Origin of the sequence: Sulfolobus islandicus Y.N.15.51 (genome assembly GCF_000022485.1) — an archaeon.
Lineage (GTDB): Archaea > Thermoproteota > Thermoprotei_A > Sulfolobales > Sulfolobaceae > Saccharolobus > Saccharolobus islandicus.
In genome coordinates this window covers 2385571-2406420 of record NC_012623.1, presented here as the reverse complement: position 1 = coordinate 2406420, position 20850 = coordinate 2385571, and the positions used below count along the sequence as shown (strand labels likewise).

Annotated in this window: 20 protein-coding genes and 2 pseudogenes; 8 read left to right on the top strand and 14 right to left on the bottom strand. The window is 36.2% G+C overall.

Going from position 1 to position 20850, the window contains the following annotated elements:
* Positions 1 to 7: 7 nt before the first annotated feature.
* From YN1551_RS12995 to YN1551_RS12980, 4 genes are all read right to left on the bottom strand, one after another.
* Entirely contained in the window at positions 8 to 1255 is a 1248-nt protein-coding gene (locus YN1551_RS12995) for a pyruvate ferredoxin oxidoreductase (protein ID WP_012718054.1), read from the bottom strand.
* Positions 1252 to 2343 carry a 4Fe-4S dicluster-binding protein gene (locus YN1551_RS12990; protein WP_012718053.1) on the bottom strand — a complete coding sequence of 364 codons (1092 nt, stop codon included), beginning with the start codon at positions 2341 to 2343 and terminating at the stop codon, positions 1252 to 1254. The genes YN1551_RS12995 and YN1551_RS12990 overlap by 4 nt, the downstream gene beginning before the upstream one ends.
* Positions 2344 to 2552: 209 nt before the next feature.
* Positions 2553 to 3845, bottom strand: coding sequence for an L-lactate MFS transporter (locus YN1551_RS12985; protein WP_012718052.1), 1293 nt, complete (start codon positions 3843 to 3845; stop codon positions 2553 to 2555).
* 407 nt (positions 3846 to 4252) lie between these two features.
* Positions 4253 to 5845 carry an L-lactate permease gene (locus YN1551_RS12980; RefSeq protein WP_012718051.1) on the bottom strand — a complete coding sequence of 531 codons (1593 nt, stop codon included), beginning with the start codon at positions 5843 to 5845 and terminating at the stop codon, positions 4253 to 4255.
* A gap of 223 nt (positions 5846 to 6068) precedes the next feature.
* Here YN1551_RS12980 and YN1551_RS12975 point away from each other — a divergent pair.
* Positions 6069 to 6250 (top strand): annotated as a pseudogene (locus YN1551_RS12975) (helix-turn-helix domain-containing protein); the annotation flags it as partial.
* Positions 6251 to 6350: 100 nt separating this feature from the next.
* Here YN1551_RS12975 and YN1551_RS12970 read toward each other — a convergent pair.
* The gene (locus tag YN1551_RS12970; RefSeq protein WP_238527855.1) at positions 6351 to 6611 is read right to left on the bottom strand and encodes a hypothetical protein; all 261 of its coding nucleotides are present in this window, start codon (positions 6609 to 6611) and stop codon (positions 6351 to 6353) included.
* Between the two features lie 46 nt (positions 6612 to 6657).
* A pseudogene (locus YN1551_RS16275) lies at positions 6658 to 6807 on the bottom strand (DUF4322 domain-containing protein); the annotation flags it as partial.
* Positions 6808 to 6926: 119 nt separating this feature from the next.
* Between YN1551_RS16275 and YN1551_RS12965 the strand changes: the two are divergent.
* Both YN1551_RS12965 and YN1551_RS12960 read left to right on the top strand, forming a co-directional pair.
* On the top strand, positions 6927 to 7784 hold the full coding sequence (locus YN1551_RS12965; protein WP_048052384.1) for an MFS transporter: 858 nt from the start codon (positions 6927 to 6929) through the stop codon (positions 7782 to 7784).
* A gap of 242 nt (positions 7785 to 8026) precedes the next feature.
* On the top strand, positions 8027 to 9541 hold the full coding sequence (locus YN1551_RS12960) for an amidase (RefSeq protein WP_012718048.1): 1515 nt from the start codon (positions 8027 to 8029) through the stop codon (positions 9539 to 9541).
* Positions 9542 to 9562: 21 nt separating this feature from the next.
* Here YN1551_RS12960 and YN1551_RS12955 read toward each other — a convergent pair whose 3' ends face one another.
* Positions 9563 to 10210, bottom strand: a complete 648-nt coding sequence (locus YN1551_RS12955; RefSeq protein ID WP_012710510.1) for a peroxiredoxin — start codon at positions 10208 to 10210, stop codon at positions 9563 to 9565.
* A 284-nt stretch (positions 10211 to 10494) separates the two neighbouring features.
* Between YN1551_RS12955 and YN1551_RS12950 the strand changes: the two genes are divergently transcribed.
* On the top strand, positions 10495 to 10860 hold the full coding sequence (locus YN1551_RS12950) for a NifB/NifX family molybdenum-iron cluster-binding protein (protein ID WP_012718047.1): 366 nt from the start codon (positions 10495 to 10497) through the stop codon (positions 10858 to 10860).
* On the opposite strand, the gene YN1551_RS17785 is transcribed toward YN1551_RS12950, so the two are convergent.
* Both YN1551_RS17785 and YN1551_RS17190 read right to left on the bottom strand, forming a co-directional pair.
* A complete protein-coding gene (locus YN1551_RS17785; RefSeq protein ID WP_012735488.1) occupies positions 10857 to 11027 on the bottom strand; it encodes a hypothetical protein in 171 nt (56 codons plus the stop codon). The genes YN1551_RS12950 and YN1551_RS17785 overlap by 4 nt on opposite strands.
* 377 nt (positions 11028 to 11404) lie before the next feature.
* Positions 11405 to 11572 (bottom strand): hypothetical protein, encoded by a 168-nt coding sequence (locus YN1551_RS17190; RefSeq protein WP_012710512.1) that lies wholly within the window; start codon positions 11570 to 11572, stop codon positions 11405 to 11407.
* Positions 11573 to 12035: 463 nt separating this feature from the next.
* Between YN1551_RS17190 and YN1551_RS12945 the strand changes: the two genes are divergently transcribed.
* Both YN1551_RS12945 and YN1551_RS12940 read left to right on the top strand, forming a co-directional pair.
* Positions 12036 to 12227, top strand: a complete 192-nt coding sequence (locus YN1551_RS12945; protein WP_012718046.1) for a DUF3311 domain-containing protein — start codon at positions 12036 to 12038, stop codon at positions 12225 to 12227.
* 4 nt (positions 12228 to 12231) lie between these two features.
* The gene (locus YN1551_RS12940; protein WP_012715536.1) at positions 12232 to 13812 is read left to right on the top strand and encodes a sodium:solute symporter family protein; all 1581 of its coding nucleotides are present in this window, start codon (positions 12232 to 12234) and stop codon (positions 13810 to 13812) included.
* Positions 13813 to 13853: 41 nt separating this feature from the next.
* On the opposite strand, the gene YN1551_RS12935 is transcribed toward YN1551_RS12940, so the two are convergent.
* From YN1551_RS12935 to YN1551_RS17780, 4 genes are all read right to left on the bottom strand, one after another.
* Positions 13854 to 14663, bottom strand: a complete 810-nt coding sequence (locus YN1551_RS12935; protein WP_012718045.1) for an amidohydrolase family protein — start codon at positions 14661 to 14663, stop codon at positions 13854 to 13856.
* Between the two features lie 125 nt (positions 14664 to 14788).
* Positions 14789 to 15760 (bottom strand): DUF973 family protein, encoded by a 972-nt coding sequence (locus YN1551_RS12930; protein WP_012712954.1) that lies wholly within the window; start codon positions 15758 to 15760, stop codon positions 14789 to 14791.
* A gap of 48 nt (positions 15761 to 15808) precedes the next feature.
* On the bottom strand, positions 15809 to 16618 hold the full coding sequence (locus tag YN1551_RS12925) for a hypothetical protein (protein ID WP_012718044.1): 810 nt from the start codon (positions 16616 to 16618) through the stop codon (positions 15809 to 15811).
* Between the two features lie 761 nt (positions 16619 to 17379).
* The gene (locus YN1551_RS17780) at positions 17380 to 17610 is read right to left on the bottom strand and encodes a hypothetical protein (RefSeq protein ID WP_012718043.1); all 231 of its coding nucleotides are present in this window, start codon (positions 17608 to 17610) and stop codon (positions 17380 to 17382) included.
* Positions 17611 to 18196: 586 nt separating this feature from the next.
* Here YN1551_RS17780 and YN1551_RS12910 point away from each other — a divergent pair.
* Both YN1551_RS12910 and YN1551_RS12905 read left to right on the top strand, forming a co-directional pair.
* On the top strand, positions 18197 to 19486 hold the full coding sequence (locus YN1551_RS12910) for a phytoene desaturase family protein (protein ID WP_012718042.1): 1290 nt from the start codon (positions 18197 to 18199) through the stop codon (positions 19484 to 19486).
* A 2-nt stretch (positions 19487 to 19488) separates the two neighbouring features.
* Positions 19489 to 20004 (top strand): DUF488 domain-containing protein, encoded by a 516-nt coding sequence (locus YN1551_RS12905; RefSeq protein WP_012718041.1) that lies wholly within the window; start codon positions 19489 to 19491, stop codon positions 20002 to 20004.
* Positions 20005 to 20015: 11 nt separating this feature from the next.
* Here the strand turns inward: YN1551_RS12905 and YN1551_RS12900 are convergent, their stop codons facing one another.
* Entirely contained in the window at positions 20016 to 20825 is an 810-nt protein-coding gene (locus tag YN1551_RS12900) for an amidohydrolase family protein (protein ID WP_012718040.1), read from the bottom strand.
* Positions 20826 to 20850: the final 25 nt, after the last annotated feature.

Sequence of the window (20850 nt, the reverse complement as noted above, 5' to 3'; positions counted from 1 at the left end):
TTCAATTTTACCAAGGGTCTCCTCTGACCCCAACCCAATAAACGGGTTTCGTTATGGGAGTATCCCTATGCTCGTAACCTATCTTAATTATTTTTTTCACGTCCTGGGTAGTTATTTCCCTTCCACCCAATCCTCCTATGAAACTCATAACTCTGGGCCTCTGATCTAGATCATATAGTGAAGATCTAATTTCATGATAGATGACCCCTCCTCTGTTTGGCGATCCCATTGAGTAATCCCTATCAACAACACACACCACCCTAGAATTTGCTAAATACTTAATGACATCTTGTGTTGGGAATGGCCTGAACCACCTTATCCTTAACATTCCCACCTTATAGCCTTGTCTTCTCATACTCTTTATCGCGACTTTCATCGGTTTAGAAACTGTTCCCATTCCAATTAACACCACCTCAGCGTCATCAACCATATACGGCTCTACAAATGGGTTTTCCGGCATTTGTAACTCATTGGTTGAACCTGGATATCTCCCGAACACCTTTTTAAATTCCTCATATGCTTCAACTATTACGCCCCTAGCCCTTTCCATAGCCTCTTCATGTTGTCTCCTTATTTCCATAACCCAATCGTCGTTAACTTGAGGAGCTACAGTAATTGGATTATCGGGGTGAACCAAATACTTACCTCTATTATATGGCGGTAAGAAGTTCTTAACCAGTTCCTTAGGAGGTAGTCTCACTATTTGTTCTGAGTGCGTCAAAAATCCACCATCCATAGATATACCTAAGGGTAGTAACACCCTTTGATCTTCAGCTACCCTATAAGCTATTAACGTAGTATCGAAAGCCTCTTGAGCAGTGTCCACCCATACCAATAACCAACCCACATCCCTTACCATTAACGCATCATTGTGTTCAACTCCATAAGCTCCAGGATCATCTAGAGCCCTATTCCCTATTATTGCGACTATTGGAGCACGATCTGTTGCCGTAACCACTATTGCCTCCATTCCGTAAAGCCACCCAACTCCACTACTTCCCACTAAAGTCCTCGCTCCAACTAAAGAGGCATGCTTCACAGTTTCAAACTGTCCGTGTTCTCCTTCAGCAACTATGAACTCTGCATCCAATTCACCATCTGCTATTAATTTAGAGATCGTGTCCATAACTTCAGTATATGGTCTAATTGGATAAGCTGCAACTACGTCCACATCTGCATACATTGCAGCATGAGCAACTGCTTGTGTTCCGTTCATTAATACCTCTTTTTCTACTAATTTTTTGACCTCTGTCATCTCCCTAACCCCGGAACGTAAACCCTTTCTTTCCTAGCTTGCCTTACATTCTTTAACCATTCCTTATACTTTGCCTTATTCTCCTTCCACATCTCATATGGTCTTCTGTAATCTGTGAACATCGATTCATCTACCATTACTATGCAATCCTTAACGGGACATACATCAGCGCATATGCCACAGCCTACACAGTAATCATATGCTATATCGTAATATCCATCTGGCGTCTCATCAAAACATTCATCCGGACAGTATATCCAACATAACTTACATTTGATACAAGTGTCGAAATCTACTGTAGGTCTCTCAAATTTCGTAGTCCCTCTCTTAAAGAGTTCGTTTCTCTTTCCTCTAGGAACTGCGGGAATTACTGTACCTTCCAACATCTCATGCCATGTTAGTAGTCTAGGCGGATTATATACGAAATCTATTCCCTCACCTTTCATTACAGTTCTGTAATCTACTGACGAATATGCTTCCTTGACCGCAGATATTCTCTTGTTAGCATCTTGCTTTTTACTTACATATTTAATTAAATGATCTAAATCAATTATATCTGGTCTTAACTTTGCTAATCCTCCCCAGACTTTCTCCATTGTTAAATCATCCTTAAATGCCCATAGTCCCGAAAATGATGGTTCAGTATTTATTACTCCTAGAGTCCAATTGAAGTCCTTTTTAGGTATCATTTTCAACAATTCGTTAATTCTCTTGGTAGAGGTTACTAACATTGTCCCGTTACTCTTTAGTTTAAGGTTGATTGGTTGTACCCCTTGCCATGCCCACGATTCTACACCCTTTAATAGGGTATCGTCTAGTACAATAATGGTATCTACTAGATCAGGCTCTACTCTTGTTGAGTACCCTATAAGGTCTTCCTCATTCACTCCATTTCCTATTCCAACATAGTATTTCGCCGGTACTCCGTTCCTTTCTGGAGAATCTCCATATCTTCCGAAAGATAGGGCTGGTCTCCCGATTTCCCTTGCAGTATACACGATTCCTTCTGCAATATATTTTGCCAATCTTTTCTGGAATATACCCCTATATACTATCTCTACATACTTCACTTCATCTTTTACTCCCATATGAGAATATTTCGTAATCTGTTATATATAGATTCATTTGTAACTATATTAATTTACGTATACAAGGTTTTGTAACATAGTAGGGTGTTTCTAGAATCTTTTGCAAAATATGCAAGATATAGGGAAGGAAGTTTGACTTGACTATTAAGAATTTTTTTAAAAAATAAAAAAGAATAGAAATTACAATAAAAAATGTTTATCACAAGAAATTATTTGGTTTTAGATTCTATGCTATCTCTCTGACTCTCAGTACTTGCAATCTGTGCAGTAGGCATTTTTGGTGGTCTTAGGGTTAAGGCTAGGATTGAAGATATTATGGCCATTAAACCAGTTATGACCAATGTCTCCTTTATGCCATATGAGGTGAATAGTACTGATGCACCATAACCGGCAAATATACCCGCTAATGCCTTTGCAGTATAGGTTAAGCCGTAATTAGCTCCAGAGTGCTTAGGCCCATAATAATCACCTACTAGCGGAGGGAATAAAGAGAATAGCGGACCCCATGTGAATGCTGTAAGGAAAATCAAGGCAAGGTATAATGGCGCAATCTTTGGTATGAACGCTACTGAAAGCATGGAGATTCCACTAATTCCGAAAGACAGCGTCATAGTATATGGTCTTCCTAAGTAGTCAGATACCGTACCCATTACAAATCTTCCTAAACCATTAGCGAAGGGAAATAGGAACACCGCAATTACAGCAGCTATACTAAATCCCAGTGATCTACCGTAAGGTATTAGATGTCCAATTATGGATAGACCAGATCCTACAATAAGGAAAAATGCAATATAAATTACCCACCATTGCCATGTTTTAACCATCTGTGAAACGCTAAAATCGCTTTTACTCCTCTTTATCATCTTACGTTTTCTCTCATACTCCTCGGCATTAAAGCCTTTAGGTAACCATTGAGGAGGAGGATAGGCAAAGAAGTATGCCAATAGAGTTATAACTACTAGTTGTGTAATTCCCAAATAAACTAATGCAGTACGGTAACTAATTGAAGTGATAATATATTGTATTAAAGGGGATAATGCAAATGATCCACCACCGAAACCTATTTCTATAATTCCAGTTGCTAGACCTCTTTTATCTGGGAACCATCTAACTGCAGTGCTTATTGCGGTGCCGTATATTATACCAACTCCTATACTCCCGAAGCCATAGGTAAGATATAGTAGCGGCAAGGAATTAGCAAAGGCAGAGCTAACATATCCAATACCAGTAACTATCCCACCTAACATAGAAATTAGTCTAGGACCATACCTATCCGCAATCCTACCTGCAACAAACATTGATAGAGCTTGGACAATAATATATATTGTGAATGTAAGCCCTAGTGCTGCTGACCCTGGAGCTACGTTAAATACTTTACCTAATGGTACTGTGTATAATGTCCATGAGTATTCATACACACTAACAAGTGCCATGGAAATAGTTGCTGCTACTACTAAAAACCATCTAAACCATCCTTTCTCTAACCACTTATTGCTCATCATTCATTCTATACGTAAAAAATGGTTTTAACTTTTGTTTCTAAAATTAGCCTATATTTATTAGAAATATAACTAACTGTCATCAAATTTTCTTGCATAAAATGCGAGTAAGTACGTTAAAAATATAATTCTTTGGCTTAGATAGTAGCACTATATTTGGAAATTAAATTTAAAAACTTATTATTATTAATGTACATAGTTCAGTTGATCCATGCTATAAATAACAAAATTTTCCTGCATAAACGGAATCCTATGAATAATATTTAAGTACTCCCTAAAAGCTAGTGACAATTTTACCTTTTACTTCTTATATAAAACTCTGTGAGGAGTGATTGAGTTAAACAATTCTAGATATGTAAAAATATTAGGAGTTAACTTAATAGAAAAAGGGAAGGTAGTTTATATAGATACTAATGCACAAATAGAGATGGAGCTAAGAACGCGTATAGTACTCCTATCAGCATTAGATATATCAATATACCTATAGCCCAAGGCAGATTTTTCCTAATTACTATTCCCTCTTTTCGAACATATTTTGTTGTAGATACTCCTGCACTCGCAGTCTGCGGAGCTACTGGTTTAGCTAACTCTGCACCGACAGAGTTTAACGCTGGCGGTAATCCTACGGGTAAGCCAGCTAAACGTGCAGTTGTGGCTTGGAAAGCTCCAAAAAGGGCGTTAGTTGAAGTATTGCTTCCAGACAGTGCACATCCAATCCACCCAAATAATGGTGAGACTATTATAAACGCTACTCCTAGATCACTAGTTTTCCAAGCTAATGAATAAGCCATTCCACTGAAATTGAATACATATGCAAGTCCAACTACAAAAACACCAGTTAGTATCCCTCCCCAGTATTGATGAAAAGACCTCTTTATAGCTTGTCCCATAACTTTAGGCGAGGCCCTTAAAACTAGAGAAATGATTATCCATGATACTAAAATTGACGTACCTGCTACGAAAGGATTAAAGGCAAAACTTACCGCCACGTTTTTATGGAGAAGTGAAGAGTAAGTTGACTGGGATAAGGTAACTAATGAAAACTTAGTTAGAGGAGACCAAGGGCCGGTCCATAGAGTCACTACTATTATCAATACTATGAAAGCTGATAATGCCTCAATAACGTCTCTTTTAGAGTATTTCTTACTATCCCCACCATTGGGCTGAATACTTCTTAAGCTCAGTATTCTTTTAGGCCTCCACACTCTTAAGAATAAAAGTAATATTACAAAAGATATTAAAGACCCTGTAATGTCAGGTAAATAAGGACCAACAAAGCTCGCTACCGGATATTGACCTAAGATGTAGGATAATGAGCCTAGTATGGCTATTGGCCATGCTTCCTTTATCCCTCTCCATTTGTCAACTAGATATAATAATATCCAAGGTGGTAATAGAGCTAAAATTGCTACAACCTTCGCCACTGAAGATGATACAAACAGTAAAGGTAATCCGGTAACCGATGCTAATATAATGATCGGTGTTCCTAATGCACCATAGGATACTGGCGCGTTATTGGCCAGTGCAGAAACTTGAAGAGCTTTTAGATCATCAAAACCTAGATATATTAGGAGTGGAGCTATAAATGCCCAAGGATATCCAAATCCTACTAATCCTTCAAATAAGGCTCCTAAAGACCAAGCTAATACAATAGCTTGAACTCTAGCGTCATTAGTAGAGTTTCTTACGATCCAATCCCTAAACGCATCAAATTTCCCAGTTAGCACTAACGTATTATAAATTGTTAACCCCCAGAATACTATCCAAGATATTGCCCAAGTTCCTACTAATGCTCCTATAAGCCATGCATAGCTGACCTGTACTATGGGAGCTCCCCACACTAAGGTTGCAACTAAAATCGTTATTATTGAACCTATGAGCGTAGCTAACCATGCAGTTATCCTTAGTCCAGCCAACAATACGAGTAGTATAATTATTGGCGTTAAAGATGCTAAAATAGTTAACCCTACATTACCAGTTGGGTTTAAGGGTTGTACATACATACTTCTCTGATATGGAATATATCTCTAACTTTATAAGCTTACTTTTGATAAATGGTTAAAAATTCTCAAAAAATAATTACAAAATTTATTGCACCTCGTCATCTCTTCATGAAAATATTTAAAAAAGACTATAAAAGTTTACGAATAACGTTCAAATATTAACTTATACTTAATCAGACTTTAAAGGGCAAGATTTATATTTAATGAGTAATACTAACTTATTATGCCTAAATCCAGCATGCATGGAATAAGGCTTAACAAGAATCAGGAGGAAGAGAGGAGAATTAACGCTGTAAATGACGTGAGGAATGGGATGAGTATAAAGGATGCGGCGAAGAAGTATGATGTTCCATCTTCACCATTTACAAGTGGTTGAGGAGGGAAGATTTGAGCGCTAAGCCTAGGTGTATAGGTTTAGTTATCAATCGGGAGTACCTCTAAGCTCTGCAGTTGAGGGTTGTGGTTAATGTTTTAGCAATCCCTTGTACTTCAGACCATATTTTCCTTATATCTTTGGAACATCTCTAGGACTTCTTTCCAGTTTTTCACTTCCTCGATAGTCCTTTCTCCTCCTTACGTAAACTATAATCAAGTCAGCTATAGGTCCATTACTCCTTAATACTCTTATCTCCCTTACTTGGTCTATGTGTATCTTCCACTTACCTATTTCAACTCGTTCTGGTGTTATTCTGGCGTTTAAATAGGAGTACGACGTTAGAACTATAGTAATTAAAACTATTGCTAAGGCTAACGCTATTGTACTCAATAAGAGTAAGTTATTCGTGAGCAGCCCAAAAACGACCACAACATATAGTCTTGTTTTCCACGGAATCGTTTGTTAGTGCTGCTGTTACAAGTGTTTTCTTGACTTCTTCTGCCTTTCTTCCCTTGAAGTTTATGATGGAAAATAATTTTTCCTCTATTTGCACTCGTATTTTGGGGTAGATGGAGTGGGGTATTATCCCCTAAAGTAATACCAGACTACATCTCCCTTAACTTTTTCTCTAATTACAAAATTTTCTGGGGTAGAAAGAATTGTGCCATGCAATTATTTTTGTAAAATGAATTTGGGGTCTAAGGTATAGTTTTAGCTGCAGTCTCTTTAGCATATTTAGGCTTTAATGTAAGAGTACCTTTAATGAGAGTTGTAATTGGGAAGAGAATGAGTAAAGAAGAGCTAAGTACCTATTTCACAATAACGCCTTTATTTTCTATAGTATTACCTTTAATTTCTGGTTTTATTGCCCAAGAGAGTTATACAATTGATTTCGTTGTAGCATTTATCTTTATAATAATTGTAATTCTAATCCTATTTATAATAAAGTCTATTGTACCACTAACTGAGGAAAAACCTATAACTACTACTTCTCATATTCCATTTAAGGAGTATTCTAAATTGATGAGAGAAGATAGAAGTGGATTAATCTTGCCCTTGCTGTTAGCTGTGAACAGGTTTATTTTTGGAACAAGTTTTTTGTACATTCCGCTCTATTTTACAGAGATAATAAAGGGAAGTCTACTGGAGTTGGGAATAATGCTTAGTACCGAGACTATAGCCATAAGTTTAGCCTCATCTCTATCAAAGTTCATTTCAGACAGATTGGGTAACGTGACTACGTTAGTAATGACAAGAATTCTAGCCGCTGTAACGTATGCCTTACTTTACTTTGTAAAATCTCCCGTGATCTTTATATTGATAAACTGGGTTGGAACATTATTTATAGCAATGGATAACGTGCCAGAGGTCAGCGTAATCTCTAAGACGAAAACAGCTAATTTATCCATGTCGTTAATTGATTCTGTATCTACATTACTATCAATATCTTCTCCAATAATTGCTCTCTATATTTGGGTAAACATATCCCCAGCTACCGTATTCTTACTCTCCCTTTTAGTAATAATCCCATCAATATTAATGTTCAAATACAAAGTTGATTAGAGAGGTGGAAATTCTTGTGACGTAATGGATAATCCCATTTTTGATTGATTCAGTTTTTATCAAAGCCAATGTAAAACTTACTTTTAAATCAACGCTTGATTTTGAATTTAAGCAAAATTTAACAAACTTAACATCTATAATCTTTTTCTTCACACGGTTACAAACTCAGATCTGTTAGAGGCGAGGCATGTAATGCCACTTTTAAAACTTTTGTTTATAAGATTGCATTGCTAAAATATTTTATGGGAATTAAGTTACCCACATTGGAGGATTTAAGAGAGATTTCTAGACAATTTAATTTAGATCTAGAGGATGAGGAGTTAAAATCCTTTTTGTCATTAGTAAAACTGCAGTTAGAATCCTATGAGAGGTTAGACTCCTTACCAGATTATACTCCAAGAGTTAAATATCAGAGAACATTAGGTCGATCACCTGTGAAAGAGGAGAATCCTTATGGTGCTTTAGTGTGGGTAACTTCAATAAAGGGTAAGGAAGAGGGTAAGTTAAAGGGAAAAAGGATTTGCATTAAGGACAATGTGATGGTAGCGGGTATACCTATGCTTAACGGATCAAAAATGTTAGAAGGTTTTGTCCCGAATATGGATGCTACTGTAGTTTCAAGGATTCTGGATGAGGCTGGAGAAATCGTAGCTAAGACTACGTGTGAGGATCTATGTTTCTCAGGAGGTAGCCATACGTCTTATCCTTGGCCAGTACTAAATCCGAGAAATCCCGAATATATGGCTGGAGGATCATCAAGCGGTAGTGCCGTAGCAGTAGCTTCTGGCTATTGTGATATGGCTGTTGGAGGAGATCAAGGAGGTTCAATTAGAATTCCCAGTTCGTGGGTTGGGATATATGGACTAAAACCGACTTATGGACTAGTTCCATATACTGGTGCTTTCTCTATCGAGCCCACATTAGATCACCTGGGACCTATGGCTAATACAGTAAAGGATATAGCATTACTTTTGGAGGTAATAGCGGGAAGAGACGGATTAGATCCAAGACAGCCAGATAGTTTACCTCAACCTCCGGTTAAACCTTATTTGAACCTTATTGATAGCGAGATAAAGGGTATAAAAGTAGGTATAGTTAAGGAAGGGTTTAATTGGCCAAATTCGGAAAAGGACGTTGATGAGTTGGTGTTGGATTCTGCTAAGAAGTTAGAAGATTATGGGATTAAGGTAGAAGAGGTCTCCATACCTCTTCATAGAATGGGATTGGATATATGGACTCCCATTGGCATTGAGGGTGCTACAGCCACTATGATATTGGGAAGTGGGCTAGGATGGGGAAGGAAGGGTTTATTTGAGACCCAAATTGCCGATTTGTTTGGGAACTCCTTAAAATCCAAAGCTAGAGATCTTCCTAATACTGTAAAGGGCGTATTAATGCTAGGTTATTTCATGATAAGGAAATATAATAATAGGTATTATGCTAAGGCTAGAAATCTATCAATAATGTTAAAGGAAGCTTATGATGAAGCATTAAGGAAATATGATGCCCTCATAATGCCAACAACTCCTATGAAAGCCATGAGGTATAGGAGTGAACCAAGTTTTGATGAGTATTTCATAATGGCATTAGGAATGATAAATAATACCGCTCCTTATGACGTTACTGGACACCCTGCTATGAATGTACCTGTGGGATATTCGAATGGTTTACCAGTTGGGTTAATGATAGTAGGAAGCTACTTTGAAGAGGACAAGATACTTAAAATAGCTAATATGTTTGAAAGAATGAAAAAATAATTTAAAAAAGATTAATTCATATTATGTCGTTTTAACTTCTTTATAAGTGAACCACCAATCAAAGGGCTGACCTAATCTCATTTTGGCATCTTTTATAGTTCTGGGTGCTGGATTAATAACCTTGTCTCCTATTAGTTCATTATTTGGCCAGTTCGCTGGTGTTACAACTCCAGCTTTATCAACTAATTGTAATGCTCTAATAGCCCTTAGAATCTCATCAATATTCCTTCCAATCTCCATAGGGTAGTATAGTATTAATCTCACAGTTCCCTTATCGTCAATTATGAATACTGCCCTAACTGTAGCCGTAGAGGATTCTGCGTGAATCATTCCTAACCTCTTAGCTACATTACCCATTGGATCCGCAATTATTGGGAATGGAACTTCAACCTTTAGGTTCTTCTCTATCCACATCACCCATTCAATATGAGAGATGTTACTGTCAACTGAAAGTCCTATTAGCTCTGTGTTCAACTTCTTGAATTCCTCGTATTTCTTAGAAAATGAATAGAACTCTGTAGTGCATACTGGCGTGAAGTCACCAGGATGACTGAATAATACGAACCATCTCCCCTTGTAGTCGTCTGGTAACTTTATCTTACCATGTGTAGTTATTACTTCCATTTCAGGGAATTTCTCTCCTATTAATGGAATTCTTCCCTCACTCATTTTCTCATCTATATATAACTTTGGAATAGCTCCTATTTAAAATTAACTCATTCTCATTAAAATATAACTTTTAAATTAAAGTCGTTCTAAATTTCCTATACTATCTGTAGTAGAGGTGGATGTGGTATGGAGAAGGTAGCGCTATTATGGTAAAATTAAGGTATCGAGCTTAAGATCTATTTTGAGATGCTTTCGTCACGGATATACTAAATATCCAGCAACTCATCTGAAATGGATAAATCATACATTAACTTTATATGCTATAAAAGAGGAAAATTGTATATATGAAAGTTGCAATAGCAGTTACAAATGGGTATGTTTCTGGACCAAGTGAAGGATTAGCTGTTCAAATTTATGAAATAAATGGGAACGAATACAAAATAATAGAAGAATATGAGAATCCTGCATTAAATGCTACTGCAGCCAGAGGTGTGCATATGTTAAAATCCGCCATTGATAAAGGTGTTAACGCAGTTGTTGTAGCGGAAATGGGTCCTCCAGGATTTAGGTTTTTAAAGAGGTATAATGTGAAGGCATATCTCGGAATGGGTCTTGATGCTAAGACTGCCTTGGAGAAGCTAATTAAAAACGAATTACTTGAAATTACGCAACCAACACATGGAGAGCGTCACGGGGAACATTACCACTAGAGTTGTCTACTCTCTTCTATGTTGGTGAAGTATATCCTTCTTATCATAATGATATCTATTATAGTTATTATAAGAGTCCATAATACAGAAGATAAAATGACAGCGTCAAGAGATACTCTTTCTCGTGCATTCTGAAAGTTTATTGGTGGTATTTCCAGTATATCCATAATATAATAGAAGCATCATCGATAAGTATAGAGACGTGTAGTCCAAAATGTTTGGATATTCTGAAGATGTGAATAGAGAATAGAAGATAAAGCCTAATATTAGAGGTATGAAGCTAATTAAATTTTGCATTCTCATTTCCTTAAATTTAATTGTTAATATTGCCAAAAGTGTTGAGAATGATATAAAGAATAAGCTTCCCAAGATCAATATTGGAATTAAAGTGGGAATTTCTGAAGGATTGTAATTATCCCTGTCCCGTTGTTTGAAAAAATAAATGGGATTACAGCGGTCATTAGAAGTTCTATTATTAATCCAATTACTAAAAATCCCAGATAAATAGAAAGTGCATACATACTCGCCTTTAATTTGCTGTATCTTAGCAAATATGGTAGAGTTCCAGTTTGACAAAAAGTATAAACGCTATTGATACAGCTAGTGCACTTAGCGATAGTATTACCAAATCGGAATACCACACTGCAACGTAGTTTTGATATATTATTTTTGCGTTAGTAAATGGTATCTCTTTTAAAAATCCAGGTTCCATAATGTAAGCTCTTATTATTCCTCAAGAATACTATATAAAGTATTCCCCAGCCTATTAGATTAGGATTTATAAGGGTTCATTTTACGATATAGGTAAAGAGTCTTTTCATGGTTAATAGCCTTGTACACTTTCGGTCAGATGAAGTTCTCTGAGATACTGGAGTACTCTCGAATACCTAAAAGTTCCTTACTGATACATTTGCAAATCTTGTAAGAGGAAGGGTTAGTAATAACTAAAAAGGGTTTAACTGTGAATGGTGTAAGGACATTCGTGAGAATGGCAGATAAAGGAAGGGAGACAGTAAAGGAGTACTTCAGACTATAGGTAACATGTCTTGAACTCTTGTAACTTCTGTTATATATTATTCTACTTATGTCTTTGATATTACATTTTAAGTTTAAAATTAACAGTTGGACTATTTAATAAAGTAAAGCTTAAAAAAGGATTTTTACATTATTACATAATGGCGGGTAAATTTTATGTGATAGTAGGGATTTTAGCTCTACTCTTCATAATACTGTACTCTCTATTACCATTTTATTCCAAAAATGATCCAACGCTCCTAGGACTACCGTTATTTTATTGGTATCAAATTATCCTAATGCCAATAGGGGCTCTTGTATTCTACGCAGTTATCATGATTATAAGGGATTGAGAACATGGACGGGTTACATGTCTCAATTCTTTCAATAGTACTGTTTATATTTTTATTCGTAATTTTTGTATATTTAGGTTTCTACGGAAGCAGATGGAGAAGAGGAGATCTATCAAAGCTTCATGAATGGGCACTAGCAGGAAGAAGATTGGGGCCATACTTAATGTGGTTTCTACTAACTGCTGATTTATACACTGCATACACGTTTATTGCAGTACCCTCTCTAGTTCTAGCGAGTGGTCCAGTTGGATTTTTCGCAGCCTTCTATTCTGCAGTCACTCCTTTCATAGCCCTACTCTTCATGCCCAGATTATGGACAATTGCTAAAAACAGGGGATATATTACAGCAGCGGATTTTATTAAGGATAGATTTAACAACAAGATTCTAGCTGGACTTGTCGCAATTACCGGAGTGGTTGCTGAATTGCCCTATATAGCGTTACAAATAGTGGGTATGCAAGTAGCATTACTTATCCTATTATTAGGTTTAGGAGTTAGTAACATTTCACTAGCAAGTGATCTAAGCCTTTTGGTAGCCTTTATAATCTTGGCAGCGTTCGTATTTACGAGTGGTCTTAGGGGTGCAGCGTTAACTGCAGTATATAAGGATATCATAATTTTAGGTACAGTAATAAGTATTGCAATATATGTCCCACTAGCTTTTGGAGGATTTTCGGGTGCATTTCATAACGCTCAAACATTAAGTTCACAGATTAATTTGGCATTAAATAATGTTAATAAGCCAATTTTCTATAACTATTTACCTAACACCCTAGCTGCACATACTGCTTATATTTCTTTAGCTATTGGAAGCGCATTCGCCCTTTATCTATATCCTCACGCCGTGAATGCAAGTGTAAGTTCAGATTCTAAGAAATCCCTTAAATTATCCCTAGCATTACAACCCTTCTACTCGATCATATTAGCCATTATAGCTCTATTTGGCATCCTAGCCTACGCCAATCCCAATGTGATTAGTTTTATCGCTAAAACACATTCTGGTGCAGTAACTGTTCCCGCTCTAATAGGGTATTCAATGCCAGATTGGTTTGTTGGAATAGCATTATTGGGAATTTTCATAGGAGGTCTAGTTCCTGCAGCCATAATGGCAATTGGAGCAGCTAATTTACTTACTAGGAACATCATAAAGGAGTTTAAACCCAATATGTCTCCTAGTACAGAATCAGCATTAGCTAAATGGATTTCTACTGCATTTAAATTTTTAGCCTTAGCTCTCGTATTCGCTACACCATCAACATATGCCATACAGTTACAATTATTGGGTGGTATAATTATTTTACAAACTTTACCTTCAGTGTTTCTAGGACTCTATACTAATAAGCTCCATGGTTATGCGTTAGTGGGAGGTTGGGTGGGAGGAATGTTTAGCGGGATATATCTAACATTGTTGGCTAATCACTTTGGTCCACTTAAAACCTCGTCTTTCTTAACACCTTTAGGGCCAATGTATATAGGAGTAATATCAACTCTTATCAACTTAGCCATAGGATTAATTGGGACTGCAATAGCTTACGGAGTTGGATGGAGACCAGTAAGCAATATAAGAGCAGAAGAAATAGGTTAAATTCTTTTTTTAAAAATTCGAATTATGTTATCATTTAAAAACTAACACCTATTGATTAACCTCTCAGCGTTATGCTTCAATATTTTATCCTTGATATCTTGACTTAAATTTATACTCTTGAACTCCTCTATCCAACGTTCTGGCCTTATTAGAGGGAAATCTGAGCCAAACAATAATTTATCACTAAGTCTTTTAGCATTATTCCAAATCGTTTGAGGAATGTATCTCGGAGCCCACCCTGAAAGATCTAAATAAATATTAGGCTTATGTAACGCAATTGCAATTGCCTCTTCAGTCCACGGCCAACCGAAGTGGGCTAATACGATTTTCATGTTATGATATCTCACCGCTATTTCATCAAAGTAAATTGGTCTGCCATAATCTAATCTAATACTCGATTTTACACCAGCCCCAATACCAGATGTACCAGTGTGAAAAACAACAACTAGCCCGTGGCTATCAATTATCTCGTAAAGTTTTAATGCCCTTTCGTCTAGAGGATTGAAACCTTGCAGCTGTGGGTGTAATTTAACACCTATTGGCTCAAACTCCTTTATTGCCTTTTTTAGTTCCTCAATAGCGTTTGGTTTTAGTGGATCAACTGAAATAAATTTCACAATCCTATCATCTAAGTTAACCACTTGATTTGGAATTCTTCTGCCCAAAAACGTCATGGAATCTATAGGTAATACGACAAATCTCTTTATCCCGAAAGACTCGTAATAATCTAAGGTCTCCTTCAATCCCTTAACTTCCACTTTCGCATTAAAATACTTAATAGCGGGTTCAGCATATTCTCCCAAAAAATCTAAAAACTCTTTAACGGGAGCATGAAAATGAAAATCTATCATTATTAAATCTATGTAATTAAGCGTTAAATACTTTACTGGAAGCTGATGATATTAGGAGGTTAAATATGCGAAGACTGATGCTTGTGTTATCAAATAAAGAGATTGTTGAATTGTGGGAGAAGTAATTAGAGTTGGAAAACAACATTAATATCAATATTTCTTCCATTTGCTGAAATTAGTCTAATTGTATAAGTGTTTCCAAGGGTAAGCTGTTGTAAATTAGTGTTGAAGTTTATTTTTATGGAATTATAACCTTTTGATAACTTTTTTGGTGTGATCTCATTTGTAGAGTAATCTGTATTTAGAATAATAGAACTGAGTATTTCCTCTTCAATATCAGAGGAGACAGCAACAAACGCTTCTCCATTACTTCTCAATATTCCACCATGTGTAATAATATTAGGCGTAGGAGAACTGCTTGAAACATTAGTAGATGAAGTAGTTTCACTAGGAGTAGAAGAGGCTTGAGTTGGAGGTGGAGCAGTAACAAGCTTTTTCATGGCTGATAAGTTACCAAGTCCTATATACGTAATGATTAAACCTATAAACGCCAAGAGTCCCCCATATTCTAGTTTAAAGATGAATATGATAACCCCTAAAATTAAAACAATTCCTCCTATTGATAAGTGATTACTCCCATAGTGATTACCGATTAGCCTATACGAAAATCCCAACATTATAAACGTTATAAATGCAAACAACTCCACTAATGTCTGTATTGGGTTAAGTATTGAACTAGTGATGCCGTTAAATATTAAAGACAATGTATACGTCACGACTCCAACTATTGCCAATATCGATAATACTAGGAACAAGGACGATATTATATTTCCTATCCCAATATTTACTTCTGCCTTTCCTAATGTATAAAAACCTCGCTGAATATCGAGATATGTTAGTATTATCAATAATGTGGATATTGCTGAGGAAGGTAATAACACTAGGAAGTCCTGTAGTGGTGTGGGTAAGCCTAGATATTCCATGACGTAAGTGACTAGTATTGCAAGCAGCTCAATTAATATTATGATAATGATTTCAATATTACCTCTCTTTAAATAACTTAAGCCCTTATATTCTACTTCACTGTAACTCATCATTTTATATATAATCGTATCACTATTAAAAATGTTTCTAGAATTGTATAATTATTGAGCAGCTTTCCAAGAAATAAAATAATAGCCAAAACTTGGATAAACGAGTTTTAGAATAATCCTATTTCTTTCAATAACTAAACGATGATTTGGTATTGGAGAAGGTATTTGAGGACCATCTATTACTACTAAGTCGTATCTTTCGGCTTTTACATCTATAAATCTGTAACCCTCGGGGAACTTAATTTCTAATATCGAGAATAAGGTAGGTTGTATTACTGATAAACCGTCCATCATTTCGGGATCCCCATATCTTTCTATTGTTTCCTTTTGCGTGAATGTGAAGTAGTTAGACTGAATTACTTTAAATCCATGTATTATTTTCTCTCCTACTCTTGTTGGTGGATTTAACGTTAGTTTAATGTAAGCTTTCTGGACTCCTAGTTCGATCTTCTCCACAATTATTTTACCAAATTCCCTTTTAGGCTTATAGACTTTCAATTTAGTTTTAACCTTATCATCAACCGACCAGTAACTATTATCTTCAATATATGATACGCCATTCTTTAATGCAACAGTATGAAATTTAAAGCTTTTAGTTTTACTCCTATCCTCATAAAATGTAACTTTAACCCTTTGTTCTAGATTAAGGAATTGGGAGTCTCGAACCAAGTGGAGCTCAAATCTGTTATTATTTAACTCTCCCTCAATTTGAATTAGTCCTAACTTATTGAGGATTAGTATAGCCTTGTATAACTGATTAGATGAAACTTTCTTAGATTTAGGAAGTTCTCGGGATGTAATATGTCCGTTATTTTCCAACAAACTCTTTATAACGCTTAGCAGGATCTTCGGTTTCTTCACATCTTATCTATAAGATAAGAAAGTTTATTACTCTTTTTCCAGTTTCAATAAAGGCTAACTGATATTTTAGTAAAAAAAAAAAAAAAAAACTATTTCCTTCTATTTTTACCACTCTTCTTCCTCTTCTTCCCATAAGTCCTCTTCTTCCTCGTCCCAGTCTTCCTCTTCTTCCCATAAGTCCTCTTCTTCCTCGAATATCATTATACCACTCCATTTTAACCTTTAACATGGGATTAAAATGTTTTTGGGGGGAAAGTATATCCATAGTCACATGCATTTATCAATGCGGCTTATGATAACTTAATTCTTCTCCACCAAAGGGTTAGGTCTCCTATCGGTCATCATGTCTCTGACACGAATATTAAGGTTCAGAACCCTATTTTACACCAATTTACAACAGAAACATAATTGCGATTGTCCTCAAAAACAGTACCTCCACATCTAAACAATTATAACCAATTTCCTTGGTTCTCGAAATCACATTTACGGCATATTATGAAGGAATACTTGGATTCGACGACTATTACTCCACTTCATTCTTATCAGCTTAATCTTGAATTGAATATTGAACAATCCTCCACTACATTAAATAAAGTTTATCCCTAAAACCTCTTCTGCGAATTGCTAAAGCATTTAAAATCATCTTGTTCAAATCCTCCAAAATGGTATCTTTACCTTAACCTCTTTGTCTTTATGCATTTTTCAGCTATGATATCTCTGAGTGACTCTCAGTACTGTAACGATTTCCCAGAGTAGAAGAACTACCTAGTAGTTAGATCTCGAGCTTGCGAACTGACTTTCTCTCCGCCCTGAAAGGGCGATGGTTCCCCTTCCAGAGGGATCATCGTTCCCACCATCGATTCGGGTTTACATCTCTCATCTGGTGGGCAGTCGAGTGGATCAGAGATCCACTCCCATCTGAATAGAAGGGGACTTTCATCCATAACGTCTAGTCCCTTAAGAGATACTAGATGCTCCTCCCACAGTCCCATTAAGCCCTCAATCGAGCTGGGGAGGAGCATTGTTAACATCACTAAAAGAATTTCAGAAAAAAGGATTATTTAAATATAAGGGGGCTATCCATCCCCGCTGGCGAGGCTTTCCGCCCCCTTAACCCCTTTTTTGTAAAAATTTTTACGATAATGTTTAAAAAATTTTTATGCTATTCCCATCCTCTCCATCGAGGCTTACAAATGTAAGATATTTGATTGTATAATTAAATGTGATACTTTTCATAATATTTCCTTATGAGGTGATCACTTTTTATAGATGATGAGGAATAGACGCACAGACTAATAATAAGGATTTAAACGCACTTGATTGGCTCAATGCAATATCTAATCTATGAAATAGTACAGCGAGAGTTTTTGTCATAATGACTATACTTTGAACTTTTTAGGTAATAAACTTAAGTCTTATACTAAATGAGTTAGGCTTGTCTTTGAGGTTTTGAGAGATCTCCCAATCTATATAGGAACCTAAGTCTGAAGAATTAAGTGATGATATTTCATTTAAGGAGATTATTGTACTCGCTCCTTGGTGTAACTTTAATTTTCCCCTCAACAATATAAGTATGTTATGAAATATGATGTAATAATTATTGGTGCTGGCCATAACGGTCTAGTTTCCTCAATATATTTGGCTCAAAAAGGGCTTAAGGTATTAGTTATTGAGGCCAGAAATAGGCCCGGTGGAATGGGCGACACTGAAGAATATAAGGGAGTAAAATATAGCAGGGCGTCATACGTATTAGGTCTATTTCCTAAAAGAATTCAAGAGGAATTGGGGGTAGTTTTTCCTACAGTTGACTCAGATGTTGCTGACGTTTTCGTCACTGAAGATGGAAAGGTTGTGAATATATGGAGAAATAAGGAGAAAAGACTTGAGGAGTTTAAGCGACTAGGTCAAACCAAATACCCTAAAATGGAGGAATTATTGTTCAAGATTAAGGAGAAGATTGAAAAGGAAATGCAATACGTTACCAAACCACCTTCCTTTGAGGATTTTATGAAGGCAGTAGAAAGAACTGAACTTGAGATATTTACACAACCATCTAGAAAGTTCCTAAATGAATATCTAGATAAGGAATTTCAACCTTATTTCTCATACGGATTTATGTACGATTTACCAGCATATGTTCTGGCATATTACTTTAGCCTAGACTGGAAGATAGTGAGGGGAGGAATGGGAAAAGTAGGAGAAATATTAATGAATAGAGCTAAACAATTGGGTGTTGACTTTATATTCAATACAAAGGTGAATGAGATAATCATAAAGGATAACGTAGCAACTGGTGTGAGAACCAATGCTGACAAAATTATTGAGAGTAAAATAGTTATTAATGCTGTAAGTCCAGTTTTACTGAACAAGTTGACCAACGGATTACTGAAAGTTTATCATCCGGAGTTCAGGCCTGGTTGGAAGAGGGATACTTTAATATTGAGGGAATTACCAAATCTACCGGATTACGTGAGAAATCATCCGGATACGTTATTTACGCTACCAATAGGTGAAGTTACTATTCCTTCAACTGTTGATAATAGCCTAGGAGGTCATGTAATGACAATTATGGGTAGTTATGAAGAGGCTAAAGAGTTCTTCCCAGACTTGGAAAAGAAGGTGGTCCATGTTGATAGATTAGATGCTTATAAACTTGAGAGAGAATACAATGCCCCCTTCGGAGATATGAATCATATGCCCATGTATACTGAATACTTGTTCGACGGTAGACCAGTTAAAGGTTGGGGATACACTACTCCAGTTAAGAACTTGTACGTAACTGGTTCTGGAACTTACCCAGGAGGACAAGTTACTGGAGTACCTGGAAGAAACGCTGCAATGAAGATTATAACTGATTTAGGTATCTAATAATGTTGTTTACTATTGGTCATTCAAATAGAAGCTTAGAAGATTTTATGGAAATATTAAGGAAGTATAACGTGGAAATATTAATAGATGTAAGGAGATGGCCTAAAAGTTCTAGATATCCACACTTTAACAAGGAGAATCTCAAAAAGGCTTTAGAACAAAGTGGTATAGAATATTTATGGAAGGAACAGTTAGGAGGATATAGGAAAATCGGAAAAGACGTTGAAGACATAGATATTGGTAAATGCTTTAAGAGCGAGGGTTTTAGAGCTTATGCAATTTACATTCTAACTAACGAAAGGGTTATGGAGGCATTAGAGGATATTAGGAGAATTAATAAGATAAAGATGATCATGTGCTCTGAGAAGTTTCCTTGGAATTGTCATAGAAAGATAATTTCTGACTGGTTTTTAACTAGGGGAGATGAAGTAGTACACTTAATAGAAAAGGAAAGCACTATCAAACATAAACTCACTACATGCGCAGAAATTGTGAAAAATAATTTAAACTATAAATAATTTAGCTAAATTCAACTAATTTTTAATATCCTTTTAGCGTTATCTCTCATTATCTTCTCATCCTTTAAAACATCATATACTTGATAGGCGTATTCAGCTAAATCTTGCCCCTTAAATGCTGGGAAATCACTTCCGTAAATTATCTTATCTGAAATTTCGTGCAATCTAGGTAATACTTTCAATATGTTCTTAGGGGGAATAGACGAGATCTCTAGGAACACGTTTCGTGTAAAACGAGCCATGTGGAATGCAGTATTGTACCATAGTGGTCTCCCTGAATGTGCTAGGATTATCCTAAGTTTCGGGAAATCCTTAGCAACGTCATCGGCGTAAATCGGATCAGCATATTTATTTCTACTTTCCACTCCTATACTTGTTCCAGTGTGAATTAGGATAGGTAAATCGTGATCTTCAGCGAATTCATATACGTAAAGTAGTTGCTTTAGTCCTCCTTCCTCTTCTCTATACGCATTAGGCTTGAACGCATGATGTACGGGGTGTAGCTTAATTCCTATAATACCTAACGAATACTGTTTATCTAACTCTCTCCTAACATCACATCTCCACGGGTTTACTTCTCCCCATTGCAGATAAAGATCTGGATTTCTCTTTCTCTCCTCGTAATCGATATAGAAACCATCATAACAGTCATCACTATGGCATGGATGTGAGGGAACAAGAAGGATTTTTTCAATTTCGACAAACTCATTCTTTAAAGTTATACTTGTTTCCTCAACATTCTCTAAGAATTCCTTGCAGTGTTCAGGAATTTTTCTAGCATATATGTGATAATGAACATGAGCATCAATAACTTTTATCATCAAGATAGGTATGTTTCATTTCTAT